We start from the raw sequence: 26,442 nt of genomic DNA on the forward strand, positions 1-26,442 counted from the left end.
ATTAAATTGAACATAAAGGATCGTTATATATCGGCTTCACGATACCCGCTCGTTAGTTGTTCAACATATTTTGCAACGACATCGACCTCAAGATGAACAGGGTCGCCTACAGCCTTATCTGAAAGCGTTGTCACCTCATACGTTGTTGGAATAATTGCTACACTGAATTCTTCTGCGTCACGCTCAGCAATTGTGAGACTAATCCCATCGATAGTGATTGATCCTTTCTGGACAACATACGGCGCAATCGATGTGGGTAGATCAAACCCAAAGGTCCAATCATCACCAACACGATCAATCGATGTTACCTGAGCCGTCATGTCAACGTGACCTTGGACAAGGTGTCCATCAAATCGATCATTGGCTGCGAGCGCGCGCTCAATATTCACGCGATCACCAACATTGACTTCACCTAGGTATGTTTTATCGACAGTCTCAGCCGCAAGGAATACCTCAAACCAACCGTCCGTATCTGCTGCCGCCGATTCAGACGACTCGACGGTGAGGCATGCACCACTCACGGCAATAGACTGCCCATGTTGGAGCTGTGCTGCATCAATCGCTGTGGGCGGCTCAATACGAAGCCGTCGACCACCCTCATCTGTCGTTGCTGCGGTGACTACCCCAGTTCCTTCGACAATACCAGTAAACATACAATAGGGTTGGGACGGACGCGAAAAAAACTCCCGAATCACTGGATGGATGACTGGCTTATCCAGATTACCTTACAGTGAACAACCTCGGGGGCAAGCCCCGAAACACTCTCGCTCTAACTAGAGGGGAACTCAGAATAAAAACAATCTGAACGTTAGACCTCACACAGTCTCAGATTCTAATGCTTCTATACCAGCGAGGGGTTCTCCAGTCAGGGCACGAATATACGCTCCACCGGCAATTGAAACGTGATCAAAGTCTGTTTTATTCATATCATACATCTCAATCGCTCGAGACGTATCGCCTCCACCGACAACAGAAAAACACTCAGTCTCTGCAATCGCTTCCAATACTTGCACTGTTCCAACAGCAAAGTCTTTATTTTCGAACACACCAAGAGCACCTTTGACAAAGGCTGCATCAGCATCGCGAATCATATCGGCGTACAGTTCTGCTGTCGCAGTTCCGATATCCATGAAGGAAACACTCTTATCAGTGATTGAATCGACGGCGACCTCTGCACGCTCACCCGCATCATCATATGCAAGATCGTTTGCAAGCGTTATCTGATCAGCGTGATCTGTAAGGATTGAATTAATCACCTCGCTATTGCGTTCCCACTGTGTATCATACCGGTCAGTTTCAGAGGAAATATCAAAACCAACTGGAATATCTGAGGCACGGAGGAATAACTCACCTACAACCCCACCCAATAAAAATGAATCAACACTCTCGCCAAGATTATCTATTACATCAATAACGTCAGTCGCTTTCGTCCCGCCAACAGCCATGATGACGGTGCCATCAAATTCTTTCTTCGCAATAGCAGTATTAGCTTCATATTCGGTCTCCATCACACGACCAGCATATGAGGGAAGTACGCTAGGAAACCCAACAAGAGACGCATGTGAGCGATGGGCAGCCGAGTATGCGTCATTTACATATGCGTCTACATGACCAGACAATGACTGCACGAATGTTGTGTCAGCTTTTGTTTCTGGGTCTGCCTCGGGGAGTTCGTCTTCACACATACGTGTGTTTTCTAGTAATAATACATCTCCAGGCTCAGTTACACCGATTGACTCGCCAACCCGGCTGCCGTAAGTGTCATCGATAAATTTGACGTCACAGTCAAGATATGTTTCAAGTACTGATGCATGTCCCTCAAGTGAGACAAAATCATCATCCCCAGGACGACCCTGATGTGCGAGGAGAATAACATGATATCCAGCGTCCGATAATTCTTGCACTGTCTGTGCATGACGCTCAAAACGACGATTATCTTGAACCGCGCCATCACTGATAGGTGAGTTTAGGTCAACTCGGACAAGAACCCGTTTTTCACTGGCTATATCTGTATCGGCATTGAGAGTATCAATAGTATCGAATGAAGACATGTAAGATAGTGTTAATTCTCGGTATTGACTGTTGGTTATTGGGTGAAAGATACTGAAGTGCTGTCATATCATGACGGATTAACGGTCACAATTACGTACGTAATTATGTATTTGTATTCGTAATGTACTGTGCAAGATCAAGCATCCGGTTTGAGAATCCAAACTCGTTGTCATACCAGGTTAAAATCTTGTATAGTCCTCCTGCGTTCACCTGATTAGTCGAATTAAGATCAACCATCGATGAAAATGGGAGTCCAATGATATCTGAGGAAACAACCTCATCATCAGTATAGCCTAAGACACCAGCAAGTGGACCGTCGTCAGCAGCATTGCGGAATGCACTATTCACACCTTCGACACTTGGTGCAGCCGATAAGTCGACAACTAATTCTGTAATTGACCCATTCGGTACTGGAACCCGCATTGCCATTCCATCGAGTTTTCCATCAAGCTGTGGAAGTATCTCGGTGGTTGCCTGTGCAGCTCCTGTTGAGGTCGGAACAATGTTCTCTGCGGCTGCCCGTCCTCGTCGTGTTTTTGACATTGGACTGTCGATAAGTGCCTGACTTCCAGTGTATGCATGAACGGTCGTCAAAAGACCACTCTCAATCCCAAATTCATCATTGAGGACCTTTGCGACTGGAGTAACAGAGTTGGTTGTACAGGACGCATTCGAAAGGATATCCTCACCGGCGTACTCGTTATGATTGACACCATACACAATCTGCTTAACTGGCTCATCACCCTTTGGTGGTGCAGAAATAATCACCTTATTTGCTCCTGCCTCTAGATGTGCAGCAGCGTCTGATCGAGTTCGAAAAATGCCAGTGCACTCGAGTGTTACATCGACATCAAGTTGATCCCACGGCAATTCTGTGGGATCTTGAATGTTATATAATGGCACAGTCGTATCGCCGATGGTGAGCACGTCCCCATCTTGTGAGATATCATCTCCCCGACCCATAACCGTATCATACTTTGCCAAATAACCCATATCATCGAATTCCATAACGTCATTAATCCCGACAAGCTCAATTGATGGGTTGTTAGTGATTGCTCGGAGGACGCTTCGTCCGATTCGACCAAAGCCGTTTAACCCAACCCGAATGGCATCATTGCTGGGGTCAGCGAACAGATTTGATTTTTCACTCATATGTGAGTACACTTCATACACATACTTGAATCCCTATGTTCCGATGATAGTGACTAAACCACACCTAGCATTCACGCTCATAGAAATCCACCTCTTCGACAAGCAATTATACACAGTTATTTTCGGCTAGAATCACAAGTAAATAATAATTTAGCACGTAGTCTATGTAGTTGAGGAGAAGTCTTTTTATCGAACATAACTTACATTCGTATGAATGAGAGATGACCCCGACGATCCGTTTGATGACTTCTTCGATGGGATCGAGCGGATGATGAATGAGATGACAGACGATGGCGCTGCTGGATTTGCGTCTGAGACACACGTTGATGTTTACAATGACGATGATCAACTTCGAGTTGTTGCTGATCTCCCAGGCGTCACAAAGGACGCAATTACGCTTCAATGCGATGGAACCGTATTGACAATCTCAGCTGCGGGTGATCGTCGTGAGTATGATGAACGAATTCAGCTGCCGACACGCGTTGATGAACACAGCGCAGATGCGTCGTTCAATAATGGTATTCTCCAGGTATCATTTCAGAAATCAGATGACTCAGCGGCAATTGATGTCGAATAATTCCTACAAGAAGCATACTCTTTGCCTCTGAATTCTCGGTGGTTGTCTTCCGCTGTTATCAATTTTGACTAGTTGTGATCAGCTTGAACTTCCTGTAGGACTATACCGAAGATATGCACCAAGCGTATGTCTGCGCACGCAATGACAACCCCCCGGGTGAATTCGCATGCTACCTATGAAAATATCGTTCGACACGTCCTAACTCAGTGTAAAAACATCGACATGTAGTATGCAGCTGTTAAACATACAGAATAGAAATATCATTGACAAGTCCGCTAGGCTCCATACTGAGACTCAGCGTAGCGATTGGGCAATTGTCTCAAGTAAAGTATAATGAAACAGTTGGGATATGCTGAATTGATATCATCAATTTATGCCTCCGCAGTCTGACGAATTAATGTGGAGAGCTGATCCCAAAAATCAGCATCGTATTTCTCTGTATCATCGATTGTTGGTCGTGCGTTTGTTTCAGAGACAACTGCTCGCTGGTCAGTGACGAGAATATCAACACCAAGATAATTAATATCGAGTACTGCTGCGGTTTTTATTGCTAACTCTTGATACTGATCTGGAATCTGAACACCATGAGCTGTTGCTCCGCGGTGAACATTATGTTTCCACTGTTCATTATCCACATCAGCATGCGAATTGGATATCCGACGTTCAACGCCACCAACGACATTACCGTTGACAACCATCACTCGATAATCTCGCGCATTTGGGAGAAACTCTTGAATCAAATATGATTTATCACCTGTTGCTTGATAGTCATGAACAAGATCAAGATAGTCGATGATACCAAGCAATGAGTCGATATCACTCGCTGTTGTGACCCCAATGCCACGCGTTGCTGAATTTGGCTTTATTACAACTGGAAATGAAAGCGTATCAACAGCTTCGATAACTGCGTCATGATCAATTGGGTTTGAAATAACGCGCGTTTCAGGAACTGGAATATTTGTCTGTGCAAGCGTTGCGAGAACAGCGGCTTTGTTTCGCGAGGTAACTATTGCATCTCGACCGTTAACCCATGGAATATTATGCCGTGCCGAGATAACCCCACCTTCCATCAATCGCCCTGGATACACAAATCCAACATCATACTCAGCTGCTGGTGACTGCGTAAGATCGACTGTTCGCTGAGTCGCCTGTAGGTGTTCAACGGTGATATCACGATCAGCGAGTGGCTCTTTCATTCGAGTGAATGTTGTTGAAGCTGTCGTGACAGCAAGTGTGAGCATCGCGTATGTCAGTATAGTAAGCGTGACACCATCTATAAATAATTCGAACGAGCCAACAACTGGGAAAATCATAGCTATTAGATGACGCTTTTGTGTATAATAAAACGCCACATACAGATCTCACCTCGAGTAACAAAGACGGTCTGAAAGAAGTAGCCTTGAGCTGACAGGCACTTAGATATATTACAAATAAAAACTTCCAGCATTTGTGGGTAGGGATATGATTAATTTTTACTGTAACCCGGTCGCTGACGATATCAACTTAGGAAATAAGCAGTTTTTGTCCTTTTTCAACATCGACTCGACATGGTGGTGATATCTTATTATATGCTCGACGAAGACCATCCTTGGCAACAGAGGCATCATCAACCCCACAATAAATAGTGAATACACGCTCATTCTGTTGAATACGAGCAGCCGTCCCGACAGGCTTTCCGAAGGCTTGTCGCATCCCATCTGAGACTCGGTCTGCGCCAGCACCAGTTGCTTGCTTGTTCTCACGGAGGATCTGATGTGGGAATTTTCGAAGAACCATCTTATAATTATCCTGCCCAACCTGTTTGAGCATCGTTCGGTTTGCTGAAAGGCGGGCAGACTCAAGAGATCCGTGACGGATTTGACATTCTTCTTCAATCCGTAAACTAATCTGGACGGGGTAATCTTGTGGTCCCGTCTGAAGATTTCCCATATTGTGCTGTGCAATTTTCGAACCGGGGATCCCAGTGACGTAGTCACGTCGCGTGTAAGACGGCTTTGAGAGCTTCCGGTACATGGAGGCAGGCTTATCGGACATTGTGTATGTTCTTATATACTCACACGGCTATACAGGCTAAAAACGCTTCGAAGCAAAGAGAGACACTCATATTATTCAATATCGACCGAGCAGTACTCAAAGTCCCACTCATCAAGTAGCGAAGCTGTTCGATCAGTAATTGAGGGGGCAACGAGTATTCCACGTGTAGAAGTATTCGAAAGTTCTGTTGTGATTGCCTCGACGTATCGTTTTAGTTGGCTTGCAGCTGATGGTCCAACCCGCCGCCGTTTTAATTCAACAACGACAGGTCGACCAGCAGCATCTTTTCCAAAGATATCGATTGGACCTGCTGTTGTCTGTCTTTCAGTCGCAATTGGATCAAACCCGTCTTCAATAACATCTGGGGAATCTAGAATTCGCTGTCGAAGATCCTCCTCACTTCCAATTAATGTAAGATCACTTCGGTCAGTGACCGCGTACGCAGATATTGTCTCGACGCGCTCAAATAAAACATCAAGCTGCTCTGTAGGATTACTCCGTGTGCTTTGAATCTGAAGTTGCCCGTCACGAACACTTGCATTGTGTGTCGACCCAGGGGGTTGCCAATTGACCGGTTCACGGCTCTCGTTCGTATGAACAAGTGCAGTTCCATCAGGCTTGTATATGACAAGTCGTTGTCCTGGTCCTAATGTCGAGGCTGCCCGTCCCTCATAATGAACCTCACATCGACCAAACATTGTTAGGAGACGTCCATTCTCGAATGCAGACTCTAGTAGCTCGAATGCATCTCGATGTGTGGGTCGATAAAGTCTTGTTGTGGACATCGGCCACCTAGTGATATCGTTGTGTTACAACATCAAAAACCGAACGTGTGTAGATAGAGGTAGCACCCACAGTGTTTGCAAGTATATCAGTGAAAGATAATTGCCGCGCCGGAATCATTATCTGGAGTCCTTCTATTCCAATGCCGTATGCGATTACAAAAATGATCACAATAAACATATCTCGACCGTTTTTCGGAGTGAATCTTTGTGTATTGACAATTGTCCATGCCAATACGGCGTACCCAATTATATGTAAAACAACATCCATGCGAATCTCAAACATCGTATCGATCCCGACCGCATGACCCCCACCTCGTAGTGGAATAATAGATGCAATGAGGATAATAACTGCACAACATAGAGGAGCTATCCACTGCTTGTGATGATTAGTTTGTAGTATCCACAGAGGCGACCCCATGGCTATTCGTGGTTATTGATCGAAGAAAGTGGTTCAGAGAACTGTCGCAACCGAAGTGGACTCTGCCGCCCGCCGGACCGCCAGCCTCCGTCCGCTACGTGTGTGTCGACTTCAATGCCGGGTTACAGGCGCTCGACGTTCTTCGCACGCGGACCCTTGTCCGCTTGCACAATTTCAAACTCGAGATCTTGGCCTTCTTCGAGGTCTGGACCGCCAATATCTTCCATATGGAAGAAAACATCCTCGTCTGCATCCTCGGTGGATATGAATCCGTAACCGCCTGTGTCGTTAAAGAAGTCGACAGTACCTTGCGCCATTGCAAGTACAATATTTCCCTGGCTACACATAACTGTTGTGCGATGTGTGATACCACGGCGAGACATCTGTGTCTACGCACTACACAATCTTAATATCGTATAAACCCATACATTGATAGGAAAATCAGGGGCTGATATGTCGATACAGTTTTTGATTCACTTTGTCGAAATCAGGACATTGACCCACTCTTAGTCGAATTATGTGATAAGACATCACACGCCACTGTGTAATGCCAACAAAATATTTATATAGAATCGCAAACAATCACCGAGTGAATATGAGTCAGCGAATGCAGCAAGGTCAGCCGATGATCATCATGGGCGACGACGCACAGCGCGTCAAGGACCAAGATGCTCAAGAGTACAATATTCAGGCGGCGCGAGCCGTATCTGAAGCTGTACAGTCAACACTCGGACCAAAAGGCATGGATAAGATGCTTGTCGACTCAATGGGTGATGTTACAATCACAAACGATGGTGTAACCATCCTACAAGAGATGGACATCGATAACCCAACAGCAGAAATGATCGTTGAAGTCGCCGAGACACAGGAAGATGAAGCTGGCGACGGAACAACAACTGCAGTTGCTATTGCTGGTGAACTCCTGAAGAATGCCGAGGAGCTTCTTGAACAGGACATTCATCCAACAGCCGCAATTCGTGGATTTAATCTCGCAAGCGAAGAAGCACGATCAGAAATTGACGAGGTAACACAGGCTGTCGAACCTGGCGAGACAGAACTTCTACAGAAGGTCGCTGAAACCTCGATGACCGGAAAAAGTTCTGAACTTGATAAAGAGATTTTGGCTGAATTAGTCGTTGAGACGGTTGAGGCAATCACGGTCGAAGCCAACGATGGCTCCTACGTTGTTGATCTTGAGAATCTCAATATTGAGACTCAAACCGGACGAGCAGCGTCTGAGTCTGAGTTGCTCAATGGGGCAGCGATTGATAAGGATCCAGTTCATGACGATATGCCGACTGCTGCTGCGGAGGCAAATATCTTGCTGCTGAATGAGCCTATCGAGGTTGAAGAAACGGATGTCGATACGCAAGTAAACATCGAGTCCCCGGATCAACTACAACAGTTCCTTGATCAAGAAGAAAAGCAACTCAAGGAGAAGGTTGACAAAATCGCAGATTCTGGTGCTGACGTTGTGTTCTGCCAGAAGGGTATCGATGACCTTGCACAGCACTATCTTGCGAAGGAAGATATCATCGCAGTCCGTCGAGCAAAGAAGTCAGACATTGGTTTCTTGAAAAACGTTCTTGAGGCTAATGTTGTCTCCGATCTTGACAGTGTTACTGAAGATGACCTTGGATACGGGTCGGTTCGACGCGATGGTGAAGATGAGCTATTCTATGTCGAAGGACTCGGCTCAGAGACTCACGGCGTAACGCTATTGCTCCGTGGGTCAACCGATCACGTCGTTGATGAGCTTGAGCGTGGTATCAACGACGCTATTGATGTCGTTTCAACAACTGTCTCAGATGGTCGCGTTGTTGCTGGTGGTGGAGCTATCGAGGTTGAGGTCGCTCGTCGTCTTCGTGATTATGCTGACTCTGTCAGCGGACGTGAACAGTTAGCCGTTGAAGCCTTCGCAGACGCACTCGAACTTGTTCCCCGAGTGCTTGCAGAGAATGCCGGGCTTGATTCGATAGATACGCTCGTCGATCTGCGAAAAGCTCATGAGAATGGTGACACAGGCGCTGGTCTGAATGTATTCAGCAGTGATGTTGAGGACTCATTCGACGCTGGTGTCGTTGAGCCAGCACACTCAAAAGAACAGGCAATCGCTTCAGCCGCTGAAGCTGCAAATCTTGTGCTCAAGATTGACGATATTATCGCCGCTGATGAACTGAGCACCAGCGGCGATGATGACGAAGGCGGTGCCCCAGGTGCCGGCGGTATGGGCGGCATGGGTGGCATGGGCGGTATGGGCGGTGCGATGTAACTCACAATTAGGTTAATATAATTCTCTCAGAGCCTCTTTATATCTCTGAGAGAGTTCATACTCTGATGACCTATTCAAGATAAACACGTTATACTCACGTCAATTATTTGCAGTAACCCACGTGTTCGATGAGCAACGATACCGATGATTTGCGGTTGAATTAGCTTATCTATCAAGACGAACGCCGAACTTTTATTAGTATTAATTCTGCTTCAATGATTAGTTTCTGACATACGCAAAAACAAATATGGATGTCTCAAAGCTCCTGTTGCCAATTAAATCGGCGTACCGAAGAGACAACGAGCAGGCAGTATATACACCTGAGCGGCAAATTATATATTATGCAACGTGAGACCCTCTTATTGAATGCCACGGACGTCAAGCAGAATGCTCCGATGTCAGAGGTTGTTCCTGCTGTTGAGGACGCGTTCGCTGCCTTCCAACGCGGAGATGCACAGATGCCAGCGAAATCTTATATCGAGTTACCACAGTATAATGGTGATTTCCGCTCAATGCCAGCGTATCTTGATGCTGGGAGTTGGGATGCAGCGGGAATCAAATGGGTGAATGTCCACCCAGATAATCATGACCAGTTTGATTTACCAACGGTTCTCGGGACAATGATATACTCCGATCCTGAGACTGCATTCCCACTTGCGATACTCGATGGACGAGAGTTGACAATGCAGCGAACCGGTGCTGCTGCAGCTGTTGCCACCGATCATCTTGCCGTTTCTGATGCATCCTCACTCGGGATTGTGGGTGCTGGTGTTCAATCGTATACCCAGTTGGAGGCGATTTCTCAGATTCGACCGATTGAGACGGTTTTTGTTGCTGATCGTAATGAAAAACGTGTTACGAAATTTATTGAAACATTTGATACCGAAACCGAATTTGATGTCCATGCAGGATCAATCGGTGATGCTGCTGGATGTGATATTCTCTCGACTGTAACACCAGTTGAGGACCCGATTGTTCCCCGAGAAGCAGTCGGCGATGATACGCATATCAATGCAATGGGAGCAGACGCACCAGGCAAACATGAACTTGCAGATGAGATTTTATCTGATGCGATGATTATTATCGATGATTACGAGCAAACGACTCATTCGGGTGAAATTAACGTCCCATGGCAGGCGAATCAGTTAGATGAAAATGATATCAACGCCTCAGTCGGCGAGGTGGTAGTTGATCAACATTCAGGGAGAAAGGACAAAACGGGTATTTCAGTGTTTGACTCGACTGGTCTCGCAATTCAGGATGTCGCGGCTGCGCATATCGTCTATAAGCATGCACGTGCGAATAATAATGGATATGATTTTGATCTTCTTGGGTTTGCGGAAACACACTGAGTTTCTGCGCTTCTATCAGGCATGGTGTGTAATACAGTAACAAAACTCAAATCTGTGGACTCCTTCATATCTTAACGCTTGTAGATATCTTTTTGTATGGTAGTCAGTATCTAATGTCCAATCATGATTGTGTGCACTATGCAGCGTTTATTTCAGCACTATTATACTATGATATTGGAAGGGTCAAAAATCACCGTCCAAGTGAAGCCTTTCATATTCCAGTCGAACACGAGACTATTCTTCACTATATCAAGTTCATTCGTTGATCATACTCATAGCTGAAGTTGCACGTTTGACATCCTCCCCCGCCCGTCGGCGAGGATTCCCACGACACCATGTCGCTGCGCTTGAGTTGAGTTGAGTTGAGTTGAGTGAGTTAGTGAGTTGAGTTGAGTTGAGTTGAGTTGAGTTGAGTTGAGTTGAGTTGAGTTGAGTTGAGTTGGGTTAGTGTGGCTTGCCGCCGTCCGACATCGACGGCGACTGGCTGTGCCAACCAACCGTTACTCCTCTCCTCGGCATGAGGACTCGGAGTTATCTGTGCTTGTGCTGACGACAAGCCTGAGTGTCAGCACAGAACAGGAAGGGTGTTTCTGCGTGCAATCAGGGACCCCGATATTGACCGATTACACGGGACAGGCGGGGAGACCGCTTCGGTTGCGGTACCATGTTTCTCCATTATCATATCTCTGTCGGATTCATCTCCGTCCTAAAGGACGGGTTTTCTCCTCGACTTTCCATAACCTACTATAATTAAATTATCAGTTAACGACATGTCGGCGATCATATGACCCAAGTCGTTTGACCCATCCATTAGTTGCAATTGATTCAATTACGTTCAGTGCCTCTTGAGCTCGCGATTCATACAGTCCAGCCTCAAAGTCAATATGAAATAGATAATCGCCTAATCGATTCCCGCTTGGTCGGGACTCAATACGTGAGAGATTGATATTACGGTCAGCAAATGCCTCCAGTAGCTCCAACAACAATCCTGGGTAATTGGCATTCGGATAGACAACAACTGTGGAACGCCCACCAGCTGTTACGCGTTCATTCTCAGGGGCGACAACAAAGAATCGTGTTGCATTTGATGACCTATCTTGGATGTCTTCTGTAATAACAGTCAATACATCACCCGCATTGTCCGGATGACCAATTCCCGCAACAGTTGGATCCTCACGAGCGCGCTCAACACCACGCGCTGTGCTTGCGACTGCCTCAGCGCGCACGTCAGGATAATTATCTTCGAGATATGATCGACACTGCGCAAGTGCCTGTGAATGCGACGCAATCACATCAAACTGTGATGACTGTGCAAGGAGTGCATGTCGAATTGGCGTAACAATTTCTTGTGTGACTGCTACGTCACTGTCAGCAATTGAATCAAGCGTTTCAGTGACACTTCCTTCAATACTATTCTCAATCGGGACGACACCTCGTTCATACTCTTCAGTATCAACAGCAGCGACGATTGCAGAGACCGATTCCTGAAATACAACATTTTCATCGATAGCGCTGGCAGCTCGGTGTGAATATGTTCCTGCTGGTCCCAGCGTGACTATTTGCATAGCAACGTCTACTTGAGGGGGTCAGAAAAATTCTCGGGCTCACGTAGTTTAACAAAATTCTACGAAATTTTGCAGGATCTGTAGTCCTGTTTCTCCAGATTTCTCAGGGTGGAACTGCGTTCCAAAGACGGATCCTGATTCATCAGCAATAACTGCAGGAAATGTATCTCCATAATCGGCTGTTGCGACAACTGCATCTGTGTTATTAGGATCAGCGTAGTATGAATGCACAAAATATGCATACTGCCCATCGACACCGTCAACTAATGGATGTTCCCGGGTAATCGAGAGTTCATTCCATCCCATATGCGGAACCTTCTGATTACCATCGAACCGACGATTCCGTCCAGAAATAAAATCAAGTCCCTTAACATCCTCTTCACCGGCGTGGTCGGCTTCTTGACTGCTTGTCAGAAGCATCTGCATTCCAAGACAGATTCCAAAAACTGGTTGGTCGCGATCAACAGCAGCGGCAAGTGACTCCCGGAATGGACCTGCATTTTCCATTCCTTCGCTAAAAGCTCCGACACCTGGAAGAACAATCCCGTCCGCATCAGCAAGGCTCTCTGGATCGGCTGAAAGTGTTACCGATGCTCCAGCGCGCTCCAGTCCTCGTGTCACTGACCGGAGATTTCCAAGCCCATAGTCAACGAGCATGATATCTGCGGTCGTCTGAACACTCATATAGAAACGTCTACACACACCGCTAAAATTGTTTCTGACAGCTCGATAGAATTCAATCATCACGCCTTCATTATTGACATCCTCCCGCAGCTGAAGACGCGGGTATTCTCCTTGTATTCTATAATATATGATTCCATTGAGATGCAAACTGTCTGAATCTTACCCGCCAGTCCCGTAATTCATCCGACATATTTAATCATATGTATTGTCGAATGATCAATACTGATGTCATCTCGACGTAGATTCCTCCAAGGTATCGGCGCAGTCAGCACAGTCGGTGTTTTAGCAGGATGTACCGGGTCAACTGACAGTAGTAATGCCGGAAGTGGCGACCAAACAACAGCCACTACAACGATAGCGACATCAGACTCAGTTCCTTTTGGTGACAATCGAGCGACATTCTATATGTCGCCAAGTGAACCACAGCAATTGATGGAAGCACAGTATGCCCCAGTGAAGACTATTCTCCAGCGTGAACTCCCAGTTGAAACTGCAACTCTCCGATATGCAGCCGGATATAGTGCTGTCCTGCAGAGTCTTGCCGGTGGGACCGGAGATATTGCTGAGACCGGACCGTTCGCTGCAGCACTTGGCGTCGATAACAATCGCTGCAATATCATTCTACAACGGTATGGGTATGGGTCATGGACATATGCATCAGTCATCGCCACACGTGAGGATTCTTCAATAGAGTCACTCGCCGATCTTGAAGGCGAGCGAGTTGCATTTGCAGATCGACTATCAGCTTCTGGTGCACTGTATCCGTTGTTCATGCTTAAGCAAGCAGGATTGAATATTGGGAACCTCCCGACCGACAGCGGGGATACATCATTCACCGCACAATTTTCTAGTCATGCGGAGGCGTTCGCTGCCTTGGAGCGAGGACAAGTTGCTGCTGCTGGTGTTGGAAAGTTCATCACGCTTGATGATAACCGTGAACTGAAGAATGGATTTCAATATATTGAGACAACAACTAGTATTCCCCGAGCACCAATTGTCGTGAGTCCGGAACTCTCAGCAGATGAGCAAACAGCCATCAAAGATGCATTACTCACCGCCAATGAGTCAATATACGTCGGTGAAGATGGTGAGCCGGACACCGATGATGATCTTTGGTTCAGTGATGTTCGTGAAGCAGATGATGAGACATACCAACCAGTCGTTGATGTGGCAAATGAACTTGGTGTCACGACTGATCTTCTTGATTCCTGATATCATCACGGCTGATAGCTTAGATTAATTCATTATGCCACATGTTTCCTTACAGAACGTTACGAAAGTGTTTGGTAAAGATACTGTTGCACTCGATGACGTCTCAATCGAGATTACCGCAGGTGAGTTTGTTGTTATTCTTGGACCCTCTGGCGCTGGAAAATCGACGTTGCTGCGGATTCTAAATGGGCTGACGGAGCCATCAACAGGGACCGCGAAAATTGGCGAAGCTCCTGTTTCAGAATCAGGTAGCGATGTCGGCATGGTGTTTCAGATGCATTATCTTATCGAGTCGCTGTCCGCATATCGGAACGCACTTACGGGCGCACTTGCCCGGACAGCCAATCTAAAGAGCATTCTCACGCTTAATCAAACAGATGACAAGCGTGCTGCCCTTCGTGCGCTTGATACAGTTGGACTTCTTGCAGACGCAGAACAGCGGGCAGGAACGATGTCCGGGGGACAGAAACAGCGCGTTGGGATTGCCCGGGCGCTCGTCCAAAATCCATCGCTACTGTTAGCTGATGAGCCTGTTTCAAGTCTCGATCCGAAAGCAGCTCGGGACGTAATGAGATATATGAAACAAGCAGCGCGTGAGCGTGATCTCACGACAATCGCAAGTCTTCATCAGGTCAATATTGCTCGGGAGTTTGGAGATCGGTTTATTGGCATCCGCGATGGGATGGTTGTATTTGATGGATCCCGTGCAGAATTGTCGATGGATATTATCGATGATCTATATTATACCGATTCTGAAAATACTCCTCTCAATCGTGGACAAGCGGAAAGTCTGGCTGATGAATCGACCGCAGTGAGTGAGACCAGCACAGCCCCCCACGCCGAGAATACCTCTGATCGTGATAGTAGTGCTGACACCGATATTGATACTGGAGAGGCGCAGTTATGAGCACGGATACAGTCGATGAAATTCTTTCTCGGATTGAACGCGTCGTTCTCATTCGTCGGATGCTCTGGGTTATTGCAGTGACACTCGCTGCCGCTGCTGTTTACTTTGGGACTGGATTCCTTGGGGCTCGTCCAGTGCCTGAGATTATTCGCTTTGCGCAGTTTGAGTTCTTCGCTGCTGAATTTATCAAGTATGCACAACCAAATTTTATCGATCTTACGTTTTATACGCAGAATAACGATATCAATGGTTTCGATGCGATTATTGCGAGTATAACACATCCTGAGTCGATCATCACGACGGTTCTTTCACTCCGAAGTAGTCTGATTATCTCTGCGGTCGTGATGACAGTAACAATTGGTACGGTCGGAACAGTTCTTGGGTTCCCATTTGCGCTTTTCTTTGGCGTTCTTGGGTCTGAACGTGTCACTCCATTCCCACTCAATTTTATATTTCGAGGAGTGATGTCAGCGATTCGAGCCATTCCGGCACTTGTCTGGGTGTTTATTTACGCAGCGCTTGTACCACTTTCACCATTAACAGCGATGCTTGCAGTCGCAACAGACACAATCGGTAATCTTGGTCGGCTCTTTACAGATGAACTTGAAGAAATTGATGACGGTCCCATTGAGGCAATCCGGTCCACTGGCGCCTCACGAGTTCAGATAATAAACTTTGGAATGTTATCACAGGTGTCATCATCGTTTGTCGCCTGGACGCTGTACATTCTTGAGATCAATACCCGAATCGCAATCTCATTAGGTGTTGTTGGAGCCGGTGGACTTGGACAGTATATACAGCAAAATCTCAATCTGTTCAATTCATTCCGAGCTGGAGCTGGGCTTGTAACACTCCTCGCGCTTGTCCTCTCAATCGAACTACTATCATCACGGCTCCGAGCTCGGCTTCGTCCATCAGAACATGATGCGAAGGGGCTGCTCCAGTCAATTCGCGAACTTGGTGATCCTGACCGGTGGCTTGGACGAACAGTGGAATGAATTAATCTTCATACTCACCAAGTCGGGACTGACCTCCCGATTCTGCATTATTTGCACTGTCTGTATCACTCTGCACACCAGCCAGTGAAGCTGCGCTCTTAATTGTATTGACAAACGTGTCTGAGTGGCTTTGGTCATACAGCGTTGCTGCGGGGTGAACAGATATAATAACTCGATGTGACTCATCGCCTAATCGAATATCAACAACATCACCAGCAGCTGTCGTTACGGCGACCTGACGGTCAAGTAAATGCTCTGACGGGACCTTTCCGAGTGTGACGATTACTGCTGGGTCGATAACCGAAAGCTCATGTTCAAGATATCTGCGGCAGTTCGATAGTTCCTCAGTCTTTGGATTTCGATTCTCCGGGGGTCGACATCGCACACAATTAGTGATGCGGATTGTATCTCGACTGACACCAACTTCATTGAGAGCATCATCAAGAACGTCTCCTGAACGCCCAACAAATGGTTCACCGTGCTCATCTTCATTTGCACCTGGCGCCTCGCCAACAAATACTAATTCGGCATCAGCAGGACCGACCCCGTTGACAATCTGTGAACGTGATTCAACAAGATTTTGACATCGTTTGCATGCAGTGACGTCAAGTCCATCCATCGTTGAACTTGGTCCTGATATATTACTTACCTCATTATCATCATTGCTGGCAACGTGATTGCCATCATCAGCAGTCATACTACAGACGTGAACGGTAGAAACTTACACATAACGGTCAATAAACGATCAATCAAATAATTAACCGTTAGTTGTGCCGACTCGCTGGTCCCACTGACGAGCACCTCGGGCAGCAAGTCGAGCAACTCGGACCGGTTCGGGACGTCCTCCAACTGGTGTGTATGCCCGAATAATCGTCTCAGTAGTTGTCGTATCAACTCTGGCTGATCTAAAAAATAGTGTATTATCATCGCCGTTGTCGCCGTCCGCAGAGTCATCGGCTGCTATCATCAACTGTTCACGATCTGGAAGTTCCTGATATTGAGTTAGTCGTTGTTCCAACGCATCGCCCGCAAAGTGCTCTCGCAATGCCGATTCAAGTCCAGCACTCTGTTCATACGAGACTGCAATCACCGGACGCTCTGCTGTGTGTGCGAGTGAGGAAATATCAATCAGATTAAACCACGCTGGAGCAACCCCAGAAATTAATATATACTGGACATCCGGACGACAGAGATCATTAATTACCGTCTGTATTGCTGATGTCGCATCAATTCCTCCGACTGTTGCCGTAGCAAATGCAAATCCATCTGTAACTCGGTCTCGACGAACAACTGCACCACAGATAGTACACTCACCGGTACCTTTAGCAGTCGATTCAGCAATACCGAGCGCACGCGTCCCGGGTTTAATATCCGTCATCTCTCTTCTCGTTTATTATCCAGTTTGTTATGCACTTACTGACAATGGTATACCGATTAGCTATATGTAATATATTTGTTAATGAATACTTACGGAGAAATTATGAGCACGCACATTATGCAATAAAATATAGTACATGATGTATCCTCTCGCATATGATTCATACTATCAACTAATTTTAATATACAGATTGTAAATAAAAAACAGTGGATCGTGCTCAGGATCTTCGTAGCGTGGTCTGTGTGTCTATGCTCCCGACTGCCAGTTAGCTGTCTTTAATATCTTTAAGACGATTGAGCAGCTCATCATTCGATGCACCAATCTCATATTCGACCTCACCGCTATGATCTGATTGGGAGGTCGAGACACCGTCATCATCTTCGAGATCAGTCTCAAAATCTTGATTTTCTTGCTCGGACTCGTCGTAGCTCCCAAATCCCATACATTAAGTACTACAATATGAAGGTATAAAAATGGACTGCAACCTCTAGTCTCTGATTTTTGCATGTAGCTACACACTGGCGACAACGGACACGAAAAATCTGCTTACTCCTGATAAGATCTGATACCAGGGCGAAGAATTGAACACTATCTCCTCTCAAAGCAGTATATATTATGAACGTGCATGAAGTTACAGCGGATGCTGAGGGATTCACATGCAATGCATATCTTATTTCCGGCAATCGACCGGTCTTGATTGATGCTGGTGCAATGCCAGGTGTCGTCGATATTATTACTGAGACAGTAGACAATCTTGCGGCTGTTTATTTAACGCATCAACACACTGATCATGTTGCTGAACTCGATGCTGTTCTGAATAAGTTTGACGCAGAGCTGTATGCGTATGGTGACCATCCTCGTCGAGATGGCAATCTTGCGGACGGTGATATTATTGAAATTGAAGATGAGTCATTTGAGGTGGTTTATACACCTGGTCATGCGTCAGACCATATCACACTTGTCGGTAACAAACGCATATTTAGTGGTGATGTCGTCGTATATAATGATGGCGCTTTCAACGACGGGAGCTTTGGACGAACGGATATGACTGGTCAGTCGCGTGAACAACTTATTGAAAGCTTACACCGACTTCTTGAACGACTTCCGCGGACAGTCGAACGATTGTATCCAGGACATGGTGATGTCTACCGCGGATTAAGCAACGATGATACCACAGACAGTATTCAGACTGTTATTGAGCGCGCGCTCACACGTGCTGAGCGTCGTGAGCCGAAATATTCCAATAATTGATGATTTCGTCTATATTAACGCGAAAGAATCCTCACTGCAACTGAACTGCAACTCGCAGTCTTATTATTGATACAGAACCTGATGCATAAGACTGCTCGAATTATACCTCCGAACACATGTTAGAATGAAATGTCGTCGAATGCCAAAATCCGGTGAACGGGCTTTGCTCATATCAATAATACTCACTGACCAATCTCCACGGTAAATAGTCATTATCCATATACAGACTAATTCAGTATCAGAGAACAGTTATTGACAGAATTTGGTACTAATATATTACATGTATCAAATCATGTTAAATGAGCTCAGAGATGCCATTTATTGAATCGATGACAGCACGTGCACCAGCAGAATTAAATGCGTCTCGTCCAGCATCGCCGTCAAGCCCGCCAGTGAGAACTCCGACTCCGTGATATGTCCGATTATCATCGGTCATATCGGCGTTAACAGCTGTTTTTACATCATCAAGGGTGTCTCCGGCAAACACAATTGTATCTGCCTCAAGCCGGTCTGCGAGTATCTGCAACGCTCGCGGATGTGGCTTCCCTTCATTCCAATCATCCATAGTGAATCGATGTGACGGTGGAATTGAGAATTGTACACGGTCAAGAGCAATTGAGGCTTCAGCTGCTGGGCGACCAGTAAGAATACCGATTTTGGTGGTTTCAACCAGCATATGTATCGTTGTATCGTCGATGAGAACAGGCTCATCGGCAATATATCCCTTTCTGTGAACAGGTGGATCGCCACCTTCGAGTTCACGATACCGGTCGCTTCCAAGATAAAGTGCTTGGAATACATCACGGAGACGCTCACTATTCCATGTCTGCATTACGATTTCATAATCGGTGGTGCTCAGATAATTAGCAACAACTTCTTTTGCTGATTCAAGACCACCCCCTTGGGCAGCGATTTGCGTAGTGAATTGGTCGATGCTAACTGATTCGTGACGTGCAGTTAAAATATATAAAGCAACGGCGTCAGTCACATCCCAGTCATTATTAAATCCACCAGCGTTTTTAAAATCCTGTATATCTGTTCGTTCGATTGTTTGATCATAACATTGATCGACGGTATCAACAATTGCTCGCCGATACGATCGTGAAACGTCAATGAGCACGCCGTCAATATCCAGGACGACCGCGTCTACATCCATACTATAGTTCGTATGAGGAGTAGACTTAGCGCTGTTTGTTCCAACGTGCAGGTAGAAACAGTTCTGGAAATAGATACGACTCCGGTTAGCATTATCTAAATATAATCATTATTGATCAGGTGGATCATCAGATTAGCGATTAGATGTGAAGTACCCCGGGCTTAAGCCCCGAGGCACTCACCTTCTGTATCTGTAGATTCAACAATATATACAGTCTCGCCACCAGGAAGTGAAACCGGATGACAGGAAATAACTGGGACGTCATATCCAAGTGTTGTGAGTCGGCAATCTGCCCCGACAGCATCTGCAACATCCCGAAACGGTCGATGCAGTTCTGGTGGGAGGTTCAATGCATACAGTAGTTCAACATCGTACAGTGACTTCGGCACATGCTGTTTACTTGTGGCGACAATATCATCACGAACAAATGTTACTGAATCTGGGACTGGACACGAGACAATATCCGTGGCTACGATATCGATTCCACGTGAGGCAAGCTCTACAGCGACAGCCGGTCGGTTTCCAATACCGACTTCAACAGCGGATTCATACCGCGAAAATCGCTTAACCAGAGCGTCTTGTGCCAGTGAACACACGGCGGGATATTTATTATACCACCGCACCTACTTATCTCTATGCTTGTCGATATCGTGCCGATCGGGGACCTTCCGGCGCAGGTGAAGCGGGAAGCATCCGCGGCGCTGCGAGGTGTCTACGAGTGCGACGTGACGGTGCATGAAGAGCAATCAATCCCTGACGGCGCGTTCGACCATAGTCGAAGCCAATACCGTGCTGAACAGTTCATTGAATTAGCGAGTCGTATCGGGAGTGGTAAAAAAAATATTGGAATTACCGCTGAAGATCTTTATTACCGACGGCGGAATTACGTATTTGGACTTGCATATCTGAATGGTAACGGGTCGGTTATCTCAACATATCGACTCCAGACCTCATCTGATGGTGGACTCAAATCTAAATCACCAGATGCAGTGTTCGCAGACCGCGTTCGAAAAGAGGTTGTGCATGAAATTGGTCATACATTTGGATTAGAACATTGTGATAATAATAAATGCGTAATGTCATTCTCACCAACTGTCCGTGAGGTCGACGTGAAAGAAGAGAACCTCTGTGGCAGTTGCAATCGCCTACTATACTGAGTCTATCTTACATTTATATAGCTGAACTCTTTTTCTGTGATAGCTTGACCGAAGACACCTAAGAGATCAGCTTTAACACTCCTATCAGAGAATATTCATCAATCACAACTCATATGATACCGACTAATTCTCTCACCACAGTAACGGGCGCATGGAAGCACGTTCAACGAGTCCTTATGCAGCAATCCCAACAAGTCCTTCAAGTCGACCTGAAAGTGATCGATGACCGACAATAATTCAGTCAACAGCAATCTCCGTTACATGAGTGCTGATACACTCGACCGGGTCACCGTACAGTAGTGTTATTTCGATATCAACATTATCTTCAACATCAACTTCTTCTTTTACATCCGCTAACACTGACTTTCCACGCGCTTCAGCATCCGTAATACCCTCTGTATATATCCGCTCACCAACTTCGGTTTCGTCGGGGCTGCTCCCACACTCTCAGCATCATCAACAAGCACACGTGGGTTAACGGCATGTGCAATCAATGATGATCCACCAGCCTGTCTAATAATATCTTCACTCCGAAACGCAACGAATAATTACGAATGACGCTTGTGCTACCCTTGTTGCATCTGTCGCACTCATTCCTGTGATCACACACTGATCTCATGACATTTCTGTAAATTAGTATCTGATATGTTACCCACACCCCAGGACTCACAGCATCCAATATCAAGGTAGGTAGTACGATTGATATAGTCTCTATCAGCGAGACATGCACTTATGTTACGGTTAGAATAGAACAGAACAGTTATTAAGGAGAGTAATAATACTCGCCTTGCTGTTTTTGACTTCGATCCAGTTGTGATCCTGGTTTATTAATACGTGGGCGTTGCGTTCGCTCATCACGACGGAATGTAATATCAAGATCCGAAAGGAAATCATTCATTCCTGCACGCATTTCCTGTGGAGCACTTGCATATCCATACTCGGACGGTTGCCCATCAAATACCATTAACCGGTCAGCGAGTAGATCGATCATATAGATATCGTGATCAATAACAAGAACGGTCTCATCATTATTTTCGGCATAGCGTCGGATTGCTGATGTTGCTTGAACTCGCTGTTCAACGTCGAGGTGCGCGGATGGCTCGTCCATGACGTATAGATCAGCATCATCAGACAGACATGCTGCGATGGCGACCCGCTGCCTTTCGCCACCGGAGAGGTCATCAAGATTACGCTCCATAATCTGATCTAACTGTAATGGCTGTGAAATCTCAGTCTTCCAGTATGAGGTGCCAAAATCATTTGTGATCGATGAAAGAAACGCATCAACACGCATCGGTTGGTCAATCTCGATATACTGTGGTTTATATGCGATATCAAGTTGGAATGAGAGCGACTCACTATCTGGATCCGATTCGAGCGCACCGGTGAATAATTTTGCAAGCGTTGACTTTCCAATTCCATTCGGTCCAACCACACCAAGAACCTCCGATTCATAGATTGTACCCGATTCAACTTCGAGTGAGAACTCATTGGTACCATATGACTTCGACAGTGCTGGATACTCGACGAGCGGTGTAGACTTCGCTGTTTTGCGGGGGGCATGTTCCTGAAATTCAATTTCATCCGGACGAATCCGCATATTCTCATTTGAGAGGAATCCTTTGAGATACTCATTGATTCCATTGCGAACGGATTTCGGGTCCGTAATAACACCAAAGGCACCGGGTTCACCGTATGCAACGTGCAGTGAGTCTGCAAGCAGATCAAGAATCGCAAGGTCGTGTTCAACAACTAATACCGCACGATCGGCATCTTCTGCGAGTTCACGAATTAATCGAGCAGCAGTCACACGCTGACCGATATCAAGATATGGTGACACTTCATCGAGGAAATAGAAATCACGGTCGCGAGCGAGTGTCGCCGCAAGTGCAACACGTTGAAGCTCACCACCGGATAGTGTAGATAGTGATTGATCAATAACCGGTCTGATACCAAGACGATCAATGTATGAATCAAGTGCACCCCGTTCATCTGTTGATTCAAGCAGTTCACCAGTCGTTCCGTCAAACTGTCCGGGGATCTGGTCTACATACTGTGGCTTTTGTGCAATAGAAATGTCATCTGAGCGTATTCGCTCGATGTATGTCTGTAGCTCTGTCCCCCGATATCGTTCGAGAACAGCATCCCATGTCGCTGTCTCAGTTGTCTCTGCGGTATATTCACCAAGATTTGGAACTAACTCACCTGCAAGTGCACGAACAGCAGTTGTTTTTCCAATCCCATTCGGTCCGAGAATCCCCGTCACCGTGCCGGAATCAGGAATTGGTAACCCGTAGAGCGCAAATGCATTCTCGCCGTATCGATGAACGGGCTCATCCTCAAGTTCGACTGGAAGATTAATTATCTCGATGGCATCAAATGGACATTTCTCAACGCAGATACCACAGCTTTCCCCAAGGCAAACGTCCTCTGAGATTCGAATCTGGTTCGGATCTCCCTCAAATGGTTCATCCTCATCATAATAATCACTACGGGTAACAATACACTCCTTACCCGTTCGATTCGGCGGACAGTAGTTTGCACACTCGTAGTTGCACCGATCAGGTTGACATCGATCAAGATCGACAACAGCAATGCTATCGTCCGCCATTGTTCTATAGTGTAACCCCTTCAGTCAAAAGAATGCTGAATGTGATGAACCATAATGTAAATGTCATAAACGTCACATAAAGGTAATCCTTCGCGCCAAAGTCACTCACATCAATACCAGCGACTCGTAGCACTGGGAACTGAAGCAGCACAGACGCACCAACCAGTATTAGGGTTTGTTGACTCCCAGCAGCAGCGACACTGGTACCGATAACCTGTCCAGATGCAATCGCAGCAATGACGCCGGCAAGACAAGCAAGCGTCGTGACTGTGATCCCCCGAAGGTGACCAGACAGGTTGCGACCCGTTTCCGTAGCCATATATCATTTCGACCATCGTGCATCAAAAGCCGTTCGTTCCGCTGGTGCCGATACATACTGAGTTCGTTGAGTACGACTCGCGAAGGTTTATGCCGATTCATTACCTCCTTATCGTATAATGGCTCAGGGAGAGGAGGAGAGGCTTGATGACCTCCCACCGAGTGCAAAGTTGGTATTTAAAGTGCTCGAATACGATGGTCCCCTCACGCAAAAAGGGATTGTTGAAGAATCGATGCTTTCAGCGCGAACCGTTCGTTATGCGCTGGAACGGCTCGAAGATATTGATATCGTTGATGAGGATGTCTACTTTGCGGATGCCCGACAGAATCTATATCAACTCACGGAAGCTGTTCCAAAGGCAGCAACTAGCACTGACGGTGGCGAATCAGACTCGACATCATCATCGTTCAACTCGGACTCGGACTCGGACTCGGACTCAGACTCAGAGGTTGGACCCCGCCACGCTGAGTAAAGCAGATACATCTCATATCTATTCTAAGAATCGGGAACTCTGAGTATAACCGTGATCGTCTGAGCTGATAGTAGTATCAGAAATCAATTATTCTTTGGACACGAGCGAATTGAGGAGCGATACACTCAGTTATTAAAACGCATTATGTCGGATGTACACTAATTTTTGCTCGTCGGTCGATAGCTGCCTCAAGATCATCAGCAATGGCACTTCCACGTGAAACCTGAATGTCTCCTCCGCGACCAACAGTTGCGGTAAACAGATATTCGTTATCCGCACGGATTTCAACGGTCTCCCCAACATGTTCATCAAGCCGAACAACTACATGCCTGGATGTAACTTCAGGCGTGACTGTCATCATGCCATCTGCCGTATTTTGATGGTTACTGGTATTTGAGGTAGCCGCCTGTGCGCCCCCGTCACCTCGATGATTTGTTGAATTTTCTTCGTGTGTTCGCACGTCAATATCAATCCCAAGACGATCTTCGACATCAGCAATGCGCCCACCGCCCTTGCCGATGACGTATGAAATATCATCTTCATCTACGTATACGATAGCATCATTTTGCCCTTTTATTTCGACATCAACGTGCCCGCGAGCGATTGAACGGATCTCCCGCTCAACCTCCTGTCGTGCGAGCCGATCAACTCCGGTTTCCTCTTGACCTGATTCATCATCTAATGGCACGGTGATGACCTGTCGATTAAACGTGTAAATCTCATAAGCCGGAATATCTGTCTCGAAGTCTGAGATTTGAATAACTGGTCGTGCCAGATCCTCAGCTGCAAGTCCTTCTGGAACTTTGACCTCTGTTGTAACATCATAGACCGTGTCAATATTCCCATCCTCAATATACACCACTGTATCGACAACCTGTGGGATCATTCCAAGTTCAACACGACCGACAAGTCGTTGAAGCGCATCAATCGCTTGTGTTGCATGGACGACACCAACCATTCCGACACCAGCTAGTCGCATATCGGCGAATACGCTGAAATCTTTGGTCTTTCGGACTTCATCATAAATCGTATAATCCGGTCGTACAAGCAGCAATGAATCGGCTGTCTTCGCCATATCACCACCAAGCGCAGTATACTGTGTCACGTCATCATCGACTTGAAGATCACGAGGCTTCTCCATCGTCTTCACAGCATAATCATTATTGGTCAGGAATTCTGCAACCGCCTGTGCGAATGTTGACTTTCCAGCTCCTGGTGATCCAGAGATAAGAACGCCGCGCTGGCGAGCCTCAAGCCGATCTCGTAGATCATCCGCAAACTCATAATCATCGAGATCAGTTTTTACCACCGGACGAACTGCAGTAATTTCAATCCCATCTGCAAATGGTGGTCGAGCAACAGCAATACGATAATCGCGGAATTGAACAATCTTCATTCCTGGCTCGCTAAGCTCAACAAATCCATCAGAACTACTCCGTGCTGTAGCTTCGACATCGTCTGCCCACTCTTTCATTGTTGGCTCATCGGTCGGAGTATCAGCAATCTGCTGATAAGTCATTTCACCAATCGCTCCACGCTTAGCTTTTGGGACAGTATCGGTTTTGAGATGCACTGACATCGTTTGCTTATCAAAGAAATCCTCGATGGAAAGATCAGCTGATGTGGATACAGTCCCTCGGGGGCGAGGCTCGACGTACTCAACGCCTATTCCTTTTGCCTTCGCGACCTCCGATTGGACAACGTCACTTGTCAGAAGCGTTGCATTCTCAATATCAGCTACATTACGGATAACAGCATCAATATCCGCGGTATCGTTATGAACTGACGCAGCATCACTGTTTGCCGTATTGTCTGGGGCGTTCCCTCCCCCGACATACTGCATTTCAACCTCGCGGTTATCAGCAAGGGATGCAAGCTCTTGCAGCTCTTCAAGTCCGTCCCATCCAGTATCACGTCCATTATTCGCCTGTGATTCAAGCTCACTGACGACGACTTCCGGAATAATAACTGTCGCCGTCTCTGCCGACTCAACGCGTTCGGACACGCGACCGTCAACGACCGCGCTCGTGTCCGGAACTACTTTCATATCTATTGTTTAGTGTGGCAGCGGGATAAGGATGCGACATCAT

General features: G+C 46.5%; 28 protein-coding genes. 9 read left to right on the forward strand and 19 right to left on the reverse strand.

Translation table 11 applies throughout. From position 1 onward, the window contains the following. Positions 1 to 23: 23 nt before the first annotated feature. The 3 genes from J07HQW2_RS11600 to gap form a co-directional block, all read right to left on the reverse strand. Positions 24 to 653, reverse strand: a complete 630-nt coding sequence (locus J07HQW2_RS11600; RefSeq protein WP_021055720.1) for a riboflavin synthase — start codon at positions 651 to 653, stop codon at positions 24 to 26. A gap of 162 nt (positions 654 to 815) precedes the next feature. Then, positions 816 to 2,051, reverse strand: coding sequence for a phosphoglycerate kinase (locus J07HQW2_RS11605; RefSeq protein WP_021055721.1), 1,236 nt, complete (start codon positions 2,049 to 2,051; stop codon positions 816 to 818). 103 nt (positions 2,052 to 2,154) lie between these two features. Beyond that, complete coding sequence (gene gap / locus J07HQW2_RS11610; RefSeq protein ID WP_021055722.1) at positions 2,155 to 3,204, reverse strand: type I glyceraldehyde-3-phosphate dehydrogenase; 1,050 nt, start codon at positions 3,202 to 3,204, stop codon at positions 2,155 to 2,157. A gap of 214 nt (positions 3,205 to 3,418) precedes the next feature. Between gap and J07HQW2_RS11615 the strand changes: the two genes are divergently transcribed. Beyond that, positions 3,419 to 3,781 (forward strand): Hsp20/alpha crystallin family protein, encoded by a 363-nt coding sequence (locus J07HQW2_RS11615; protein ID WP_021055723.1) that lies wholly within the window; start codon positions 3,419 to 3,421, stop codon positions 3,779 to 3,781. Positions 3,782 to 4,152: 371 nt separating this feature from the next. Here the strand turns inward: J07HQW2_RS11615 and J07HQW2_RS11620 are convergent, their stop codons facing one another. The 5 genes from J07HQW2_RS11620 to J07HQW2_RS11640 all read right to left on the reverse strand — a co-directional run bounded on the left by J07HQW2_RS11620 (position 4,153) and on the right by J07HQW2_RS11640 (position 7,335). After that, entirely contained in the window at positions 4,153 to 5,022 is an 870-nt protein-coding gene (locus tag J07HQW2_RS11620) for an ATP-grasp domain-containing protein (protein ID WP_048075659.1), read from the reverse strand. A gap of 262 nt (positions 5,023 to 5,284) precedes the next feature. Then, positions 5,285 to 5,815 (reverse strand): 50S ribosomal protein L16, encoded by a 531-nt coding sequence (locus J07HQW2_RS11625; RefSeq protein WP_021055725.1) that lies wholly within the window; start codon positions 5,813 to 5,815, stop codon positions 5,285 to 5,287. 71 nt (positions 5,816 to 5,886) lie between these two features. Next, on the reverse strand, positions 5,887 to 6,600 hold the full coding sequence (gene nucS, locus J07HQW2_RS11630) for an endonuclease NucS (protein ID WP_021055726.1): 714 nt from the start codon (positions 6,598 to 6,600) through the stop codon (positions 5,887 to 5,889). 7 nt (positions 6,601 to 6,607) lie between these two features. Beyond that, positions 6,608 to 7,018, reverse strand: a complete 411-nt coding sequence (locus J07HQW2_RS19605) for a VanZ family protein (protein WP_021055727.1) — start codon at positions 7,016 to 7,018, stop codon at positions 6,608 to 6,610. A gap of 122 nt (positions 7,019 to 7,140) precedes the next feature. Next, positions 7,141 to 7,335: a cold-shock protein gene (locus J07HQW2_RS11640; RefSeq protein ID WP_014555275.1), complete on the reverse strand. Its 195-nt coding sequence runs from the start codon at positions 7,333 to 7,335 to the stop codon at positions 7,141 to 7,143. A 308-nt stretch (positions 7,336 to 7,643) separates the two neighbouring features. On the opposite strand from J07HQW2_RS11640, the gene thsB reads away from it, so the two are divergent. Both thsB and J07HQW2_RS11650 read left to right on the forward strand, forming a co-directional pair. Beyond that, the gene (gene thsB / locus J07HQW2_RS11645; protein WP_303704327.1) at positions 7,644 to 9,290 is read left to right on the forward strand and encodes a thermosome subunit beta; all 1,647 of its coding nucleotides are present in this window, start codon (positions 7,644 to 7,646) and stop codon (positions 9,288 to 9,290) included. Between the two features lie 341 nt (positions 9,291 to 9,631). Further along, positions 9,632 to 10,642, forward strand: a complete 1,011-nt coding sequence (locus J07HQW2_RS11650) for an alanine dehydrogenase (RefSeq protein ID WP_021055730.1) — start codon at positions 9,632 to 9,634, stop codon at positions 10,640 to 10,642. Positions 10,643 to 11,400: 758 nt separating this feature from the next. On the opposite strand, the gene pheA is transcribed toward J07HQW2_RS11650, so the two are convergent. After that, entirely contained in the window at positions 11,401 to 12,207 is an 807-nt protein-coding gene (pheA, locus tag J07HQW2_RS11655) for a prephenate dehydratase (RefSeq protein ID WP_021055732.1), read from the reverse strand. Between the two features lie 48 nt (positions 12,208 to 12,255). Continuing rightward, the gene (gene hisH / locus J07HQW2_RS11660; protein ID WP_021055733.1) at positions 12,256 to 12,891 is read right to left on the reverse strand and encodes an imidazole glycerol phosphate synthase subunit HisH; all 636 of its coding nucleotides are present in this window, start codon (positions 12,889 to 12,891) and stop codon (positions 12,256 to 12,258) included. Between the two features lie 225 nt (positions 12,892 to 13,116). Between hisH and J07HQW2_RS11665 the strand changes: the two genes are divergently transcribed. From J07HQW2_RS11665 to J07HQW2_RS11675, 3 genes are read left to right on the forward strand one after another with little or no spacing between them, the layout of a single operon-like run. Beyond that, the gene (locus tag J07HQW2_RS11665) at positions 13,117 to 14,103 is read left to right on the forward strand and encodes a phosphate/phosphite/phosphonate ABC transporter substrate-binding protein (RefSeq protein WP_021055734.1); all 987 of its coding nucleotides are present in this window, start codon (positions 13,117 to 13,119) and stop codon (positions 14,101 to 14,103) included. Positions 14,104 to 14,137: 34 nt separating this feature from the next. Continuing rightward, entirely contained in the window at positions 14,138 to 15,010 is an 873-nt protein-coding gene (locus tag J07HQW2_RS11670) for a phosphonate ABC transporter ATP-binding protein (RefSeq protein ID WP_021055735.1), read from the forward strand. Next, positions 15,007 to 16,008, forward strand: coding sequence for a PhnE/PtxC family ABC transporter permease (locus tag J07HQW2_RS11675; protein ID WP_021055736.1), 1,002 nt, complete (start codon positions 15,007 to 15,009; stop codon positions 16,006 to 16,008). Before J07HQW2_RS11670 ends, J07HQW2_RS11675 begins: the two co-directional genes overlap by 4 nt. Before the next feature lies 1 nt (position 16,009). On the opposite strand, the gene J07HQW2_RS11680 is transcribed toward J07HQW2_RS11675, so the two are convergent. From J07HQW2_RS11680 to J07HQW2_RS11690, 3 genes are all read right to left on the reverse strand, one after another. Next, a complete protein-coding gene (locus J07HQW2_RS11680) occupies positions 16,010 to 16,627 on the reverse strand; it encodes a uracil-DNA glycosylase (RefSeq protein ID WP_048075660.1) in 618 nt (205 codons plus the stop codon). Between the two features lie 138 nt (positions 16,628 to 16,765). After that, positions 16,766 to 17,386, reverse strand: a complete 621-nt coding sequence (locus J07HQW2_RS11685) for an endonuclease dU (protein ID WP_021055738.1) — start codon at positions 17,384 to 17,386, stop codon at positions 16,766 to 16,768. A 265-nt stretch (positions 17,387 to 17,651) separates the two neighbouring features. Beyond that, positions 17,652 to 17,828, reverse strand: a complete 177-nt coding sequence (locus J07HQW2_RS11690) for a DUF5786 family protein (protein WP_021055739.1) — start codon at positions 17,826 to 17,828, stop codon at positions 17,652 to 17,654. A 173-nt stretch (positions 17,829 to 18,001) separates the two neighbouring features. On the opposite strand from J07HQW2_RS11690, the gene J07HQW2_RS11695 reads away from it, so the two are divergent. Continuing rightward, positions 18,002 to 18,637, forward strand: a complete 636-nt coding sequence (locus tag J07HQW2_RS11695) for an MBL fold metallo-hydrolase (protein ID WP_021055740.1) — start codon at positions 18,002 to 18,004, stop codon at positions 18,635 to 18,637. A gap of 295 nt (positions 18,638 to 18,932) precedes the next feature. On the opposite strand, the gene J07HQW2_RS11700 is transcribed toward J07HQW2_RS11695, so the two are convergent. Continuing rightward, a complete protein-coding gene (locus J07HQW2_RS11700) occupies positions 18,933 to 19,793 on the reverse strand; it encodes a TIGR01548 family HAD-type hydrolase (RefSeq protein WP_021055741.1) in 861 nt (286 codons plus the stop codon). A 161-nt stretch (positions 19,794 to 19,954) separates the two neighbouring features. Next, on the reverse strand, positions 19,955 to 20,389 hold the full coding sequence (locus J07HQW2_RS11705) for a UPF0146 family protein (RefSeq protein WP_021055742.1): 435 nt from the start codon (positions 20,387 to 20,389) through the stop codon (positions 19,955 to 19,957). Between the two features lie 39 nt (positions 20,390 to 20,428). Here J07HQW2_RS11705 and J07HQW2_RS11710 point away from each other — a divergent pair, with 39 nt between their 5' ends. Further along, on the forward strand, positions 20,429 to 20,950 hold the full coding sequence (locus J07HQW2_RS11710) for an archaemetzincin family Zn-dependent metalloprotease (protein ID WP_021055743.1): 522 nt from the start codon (positions 20,429 to 20,431) through the stop codon (positions 20,948 to 20,950). A 237-nt stretch (positions 20,951 to 21,187) separates the two neighbouring features. Here J07HQW2_RS11710 and J07HQW2_RS18635 read toward each other — a convergent pair whose 3' ends face one another. From J07HQW2_RS18635 to J07HQW2_RS11725, 3 genes are all read right to left on the reverse strand, one after another. Next, positions 21,188 to 21,310: a hypothetical protein gene (locus J07HQW2_RS18635; protein WP_021055744.1), complete on the reverse strand. Its 123-nt coding sequence runs from the start codon at positions 21,308 to 21,310 to the stop codon at positions 21,188 to 21,190. A gap of 403 nt (positions 21,311 to 21,713) precedes the next feature. Beyond that, complete coding sequence (locus J07HQW2_RS11720) at positions 21,714 to 23,561, reverse strand: ribosome biogenesis/translation initiation ATPase RLI (protein WP_021055745.1); 1,848 nt, start codon at positions 23,559 to 23,561, stop codon at positions 21,714 to 21,716. 4 nt (positions 23,562 to 23,565) lie between these two features. Further along, the gene (locus J07HQW2_RS11725) at positions 23,566 to 23,880 is read right to left on the reverse strand and encodes an EMC6-like membrane protein (RefSeq protein ID WP_021055746.1); all 315 of its coding nucleotides are present in this window, start codon (positions 23,878 to 23,880) and stop codon (positions 23,566 to 23,568) included. A gap of 118 nt (positions 23,881 to 23,998) precedes the next feature. Here J07HQW2_RS11725 and J07HQW2_RS20060 point away from each other — a divergent pair, with 118 nt between their 5' ends. Continuing rightward, positions 23,999 to 24,352 carry a winged helix-turn-helix domain-containing protein gene (locus tag J07HQW2_RS20060; RefSeq protein WP_021055747.1) on the forward strand — a complete coding sequence of 118 codons (354 nt, stop codon included), beginning with the start codon at positions 23,999 to 24,001 and terminating at the stop codon, positions 24,350 to 24,352. A gap of 142 nt (positions 24,353 to 24,494) precedes the next feature. On the opposite strand, the gene J07HQW2_RS11735 is transcribed toward J07HQW2_RS20060, so the two are convergent. Beyond that, on the reverse strand, positions 24,495 to 26,399 hold the full coding sequence (locus tag J07HQW2_RS11735; protein WP_021055748.1) for a PINc/VapC family ATPase: 1,905 nt from the start codon (positions 26,397 to 26,399) through the stop codon (positions 24,495 to 24,497). Positions 26,400 to 26,442: the final 43 nt, after the last annotated feature.

This window comes from Haloquadratum walsbyi J07HQW2, assembly GCF_000415985.1.
Taxonomy (GTDB): domain Archaea; phylum Halobacteriota; class Halobacteria; order Halobacteriales; family Haloferacaceae; genus Haloquadratum; species Haloquadratum walsbyi_B.

What these genes read in the sequence shown, in the direction of transcription:
- J07HQW2_RS11600 (WP_021055720.1), bottom strand. Translation starts at nt 653, where the DNA reads ATGTTTACTGGTATTGTCGAAGGAACTGGGGTAGTCACCGCAGCAACG.
- J07HQW2_RS11605 (WP_021055721.1), bottom strand. Translation starts at nt 2,051, where the DNA reads ATGTCTTCATTCGATACTATTGATACTCTCAATGCCGATACAGATATA.
- gap (WP_021055722.1), bottom strand. Translation starts at nt 3,204, where the DNA reads ATGAGTGAAAAATCAAATCTGTTCGCTGACCCCAGCAATGATGCCATT.
- J07HQW2_RS11615 (WP_021055723.1), top strand. Translation starts at nt 3,419, where the DNA reads ATGAGAGATGACCCCGACGATCCGTTTGATGACTTCTTCGATGGGATC.
- J07HQW2_RS11620 (WP_048075659.1), bottom strand. Translation starts at nt 5,022, where the DNA reads ATGCTCACACTTGCTGTCACGACAGCTTCAACAACATTCACTCGAATG.
- J07HQW2_RS11625 (WP_021055725.1), bottom strand. Translation starts at nt 5,815, where the DNA reads ATGTCCGATAAGCCTGCCTCCATGTACCGGAAGCTCTCAAAGCCGTCT.
- nucS (WP_021055726.1), bottom strand. Translation starts at nt 6,600, where the DNA reads ATGTCCACAACAAGACTTTATCGACCCACACATCGAGATGCATTCGAG.
- J07HQW2_RS19605 (WP_021055727.1), bottom strand. Translation starts at nt 7,018, where the DNA reads ATGGGGTCGCCTCTGTGGATACTACAAACTAATCATCACAAGCAGTGG.
- J07HQW2_RS11640 (WP_014555275.1), bottom strand. Translation starts at nt 7,335, where the DNA reads ATGGCGCAAGGTACTGTCGACTTCTTTAACGACACAGGCGGTTACGGA.
- thsB (WP_303704327.1), top strand. Translation starts at nt 7,644, where the DNA reads ATGATCATCATGGGCGACGACGCACAGCGCGTCAAGGACCAAGATGCT.
- J07HQW2_RS11650 (WP_021055730.1), top strand. Translation starts at nt 9,632, where the DNA reads ATGCAACGTGAGACCCTCTTATTGAATGCCACGGACGTCAAGCAGAAT.
- pheA (WP_021055732.1), bottom strand. Translation starts at nt 12,207, where the DNA reads ATGCAAATAGTCACGCTGGGACCAGCAGGAACATATTCACACCGAGCT.
- hisH (WP_021055733.1), bottom strand. Translation starts at nt 12,891, where the DNA reads ATGAGTGTTCAGACGACCGCAGATATCATGCTCGTTGACTATGGGCTT.
- J07HQW2_RS11665 (WP_021055734.1), top strand. Translation starts at nt 13,117, where the DNA reads ATGTCATCTCGACGTAGATTCCTCCAAGGTATCGGCGCAGTCAGCACA.
- J07HQW2_RS11670 (WP_021055735.1), top strand. Translation starts at nt 14,138, where the DNA reads ATGCCACATGTTTCCTTACAGAACGTTACGAAAGTGTTTGGTAAAGAT.
- J07HQW2_RS11675 (WP_021055736.1), top strand. Translation starts at nt 15,007, where the DNA reads ATGAGCACGGATACAGTCGATGAAATTCTTTCTCGGATTGAACGCGTC.
- J07HQW2_RS11680 (WP_048075660.1), bottom strand. Translation starts at nt 16,627, where the DNA reads ATGGATGGACTTGACGTCACTGCATGCAAACGATGTCAAAATCTTGTT.
- J07HQW2_RS11685 (WP_021055738.1), bottom strand. Translation starts at nt 17,386, where the DNA reads ATGACGGATATTAAACCCGGGACGCGTGCGCTCGGTATTGCTGAATCG.
- J07HQW2_RS11690 (WP_021055739.1), bottom strand. Translation starts at nt 17,828, where the DNA reads ATGGGATTTGGGAGCTACGACGAGTCCGAGCAAGAAAATCAAGATTTT.
- J07HQW2_RS11695 (WP_021055740.1), top strand. Translation starts at nt 18,002, where the DNA reads ATGAACGTGCATGAAGTTACAGCGGATGCTGAGGGATTCACATGCAAT.
- J07HQW2_RS11700 (WP_021055741.1), bottom strand. Translation starts at nt 19,793, where the DNA reads ATGGATGTAGACGCGGTCGTCCTGGATATTGACGGCGTGCTCATTGAC.
- J07HQW2_RS11710 (WP_021055743.1), top strand. Translation starts at nt 20,429, where the DNA reads ATGCTTGTCGATATCGTGCCGATCGGGGACCTTCCGGCGCAGGTGAAG.
- J07HQW2_RS11720 (WP_021055745.1), bottom strand. Translation starts at nt 23,561, where the DNA reads ATGGCGGACGATAGCATTGCTGTTGTCGATCTTGATCGATGTCAACCT.
- J07HQW2_RS11725 (WP_021055746.1), bottom strand. Translation starts at nt 23,880, where the DNA reads ATGGCTACGGAAACGGGTCGCAACCTGTCTGGTCACCTTCGGGGGATC.
- J07HQW2_RS20060 (WP_021055747.1), top strand. Translation starts at nt 23,999, where the DNA reads ATGGCTCAGGGAGAGGAGGAGAGGCTTGATGACCTCCCACCGAGTGCA.
- J07HQW2_RS11735 (WP_021055748.1), bottom strand. Translation starts at nt 26,399, where the DNA reads ATGAAAGTAGTTCCGGACACGAGCGCGGTCGTTGACGGTCGCGTGTCC.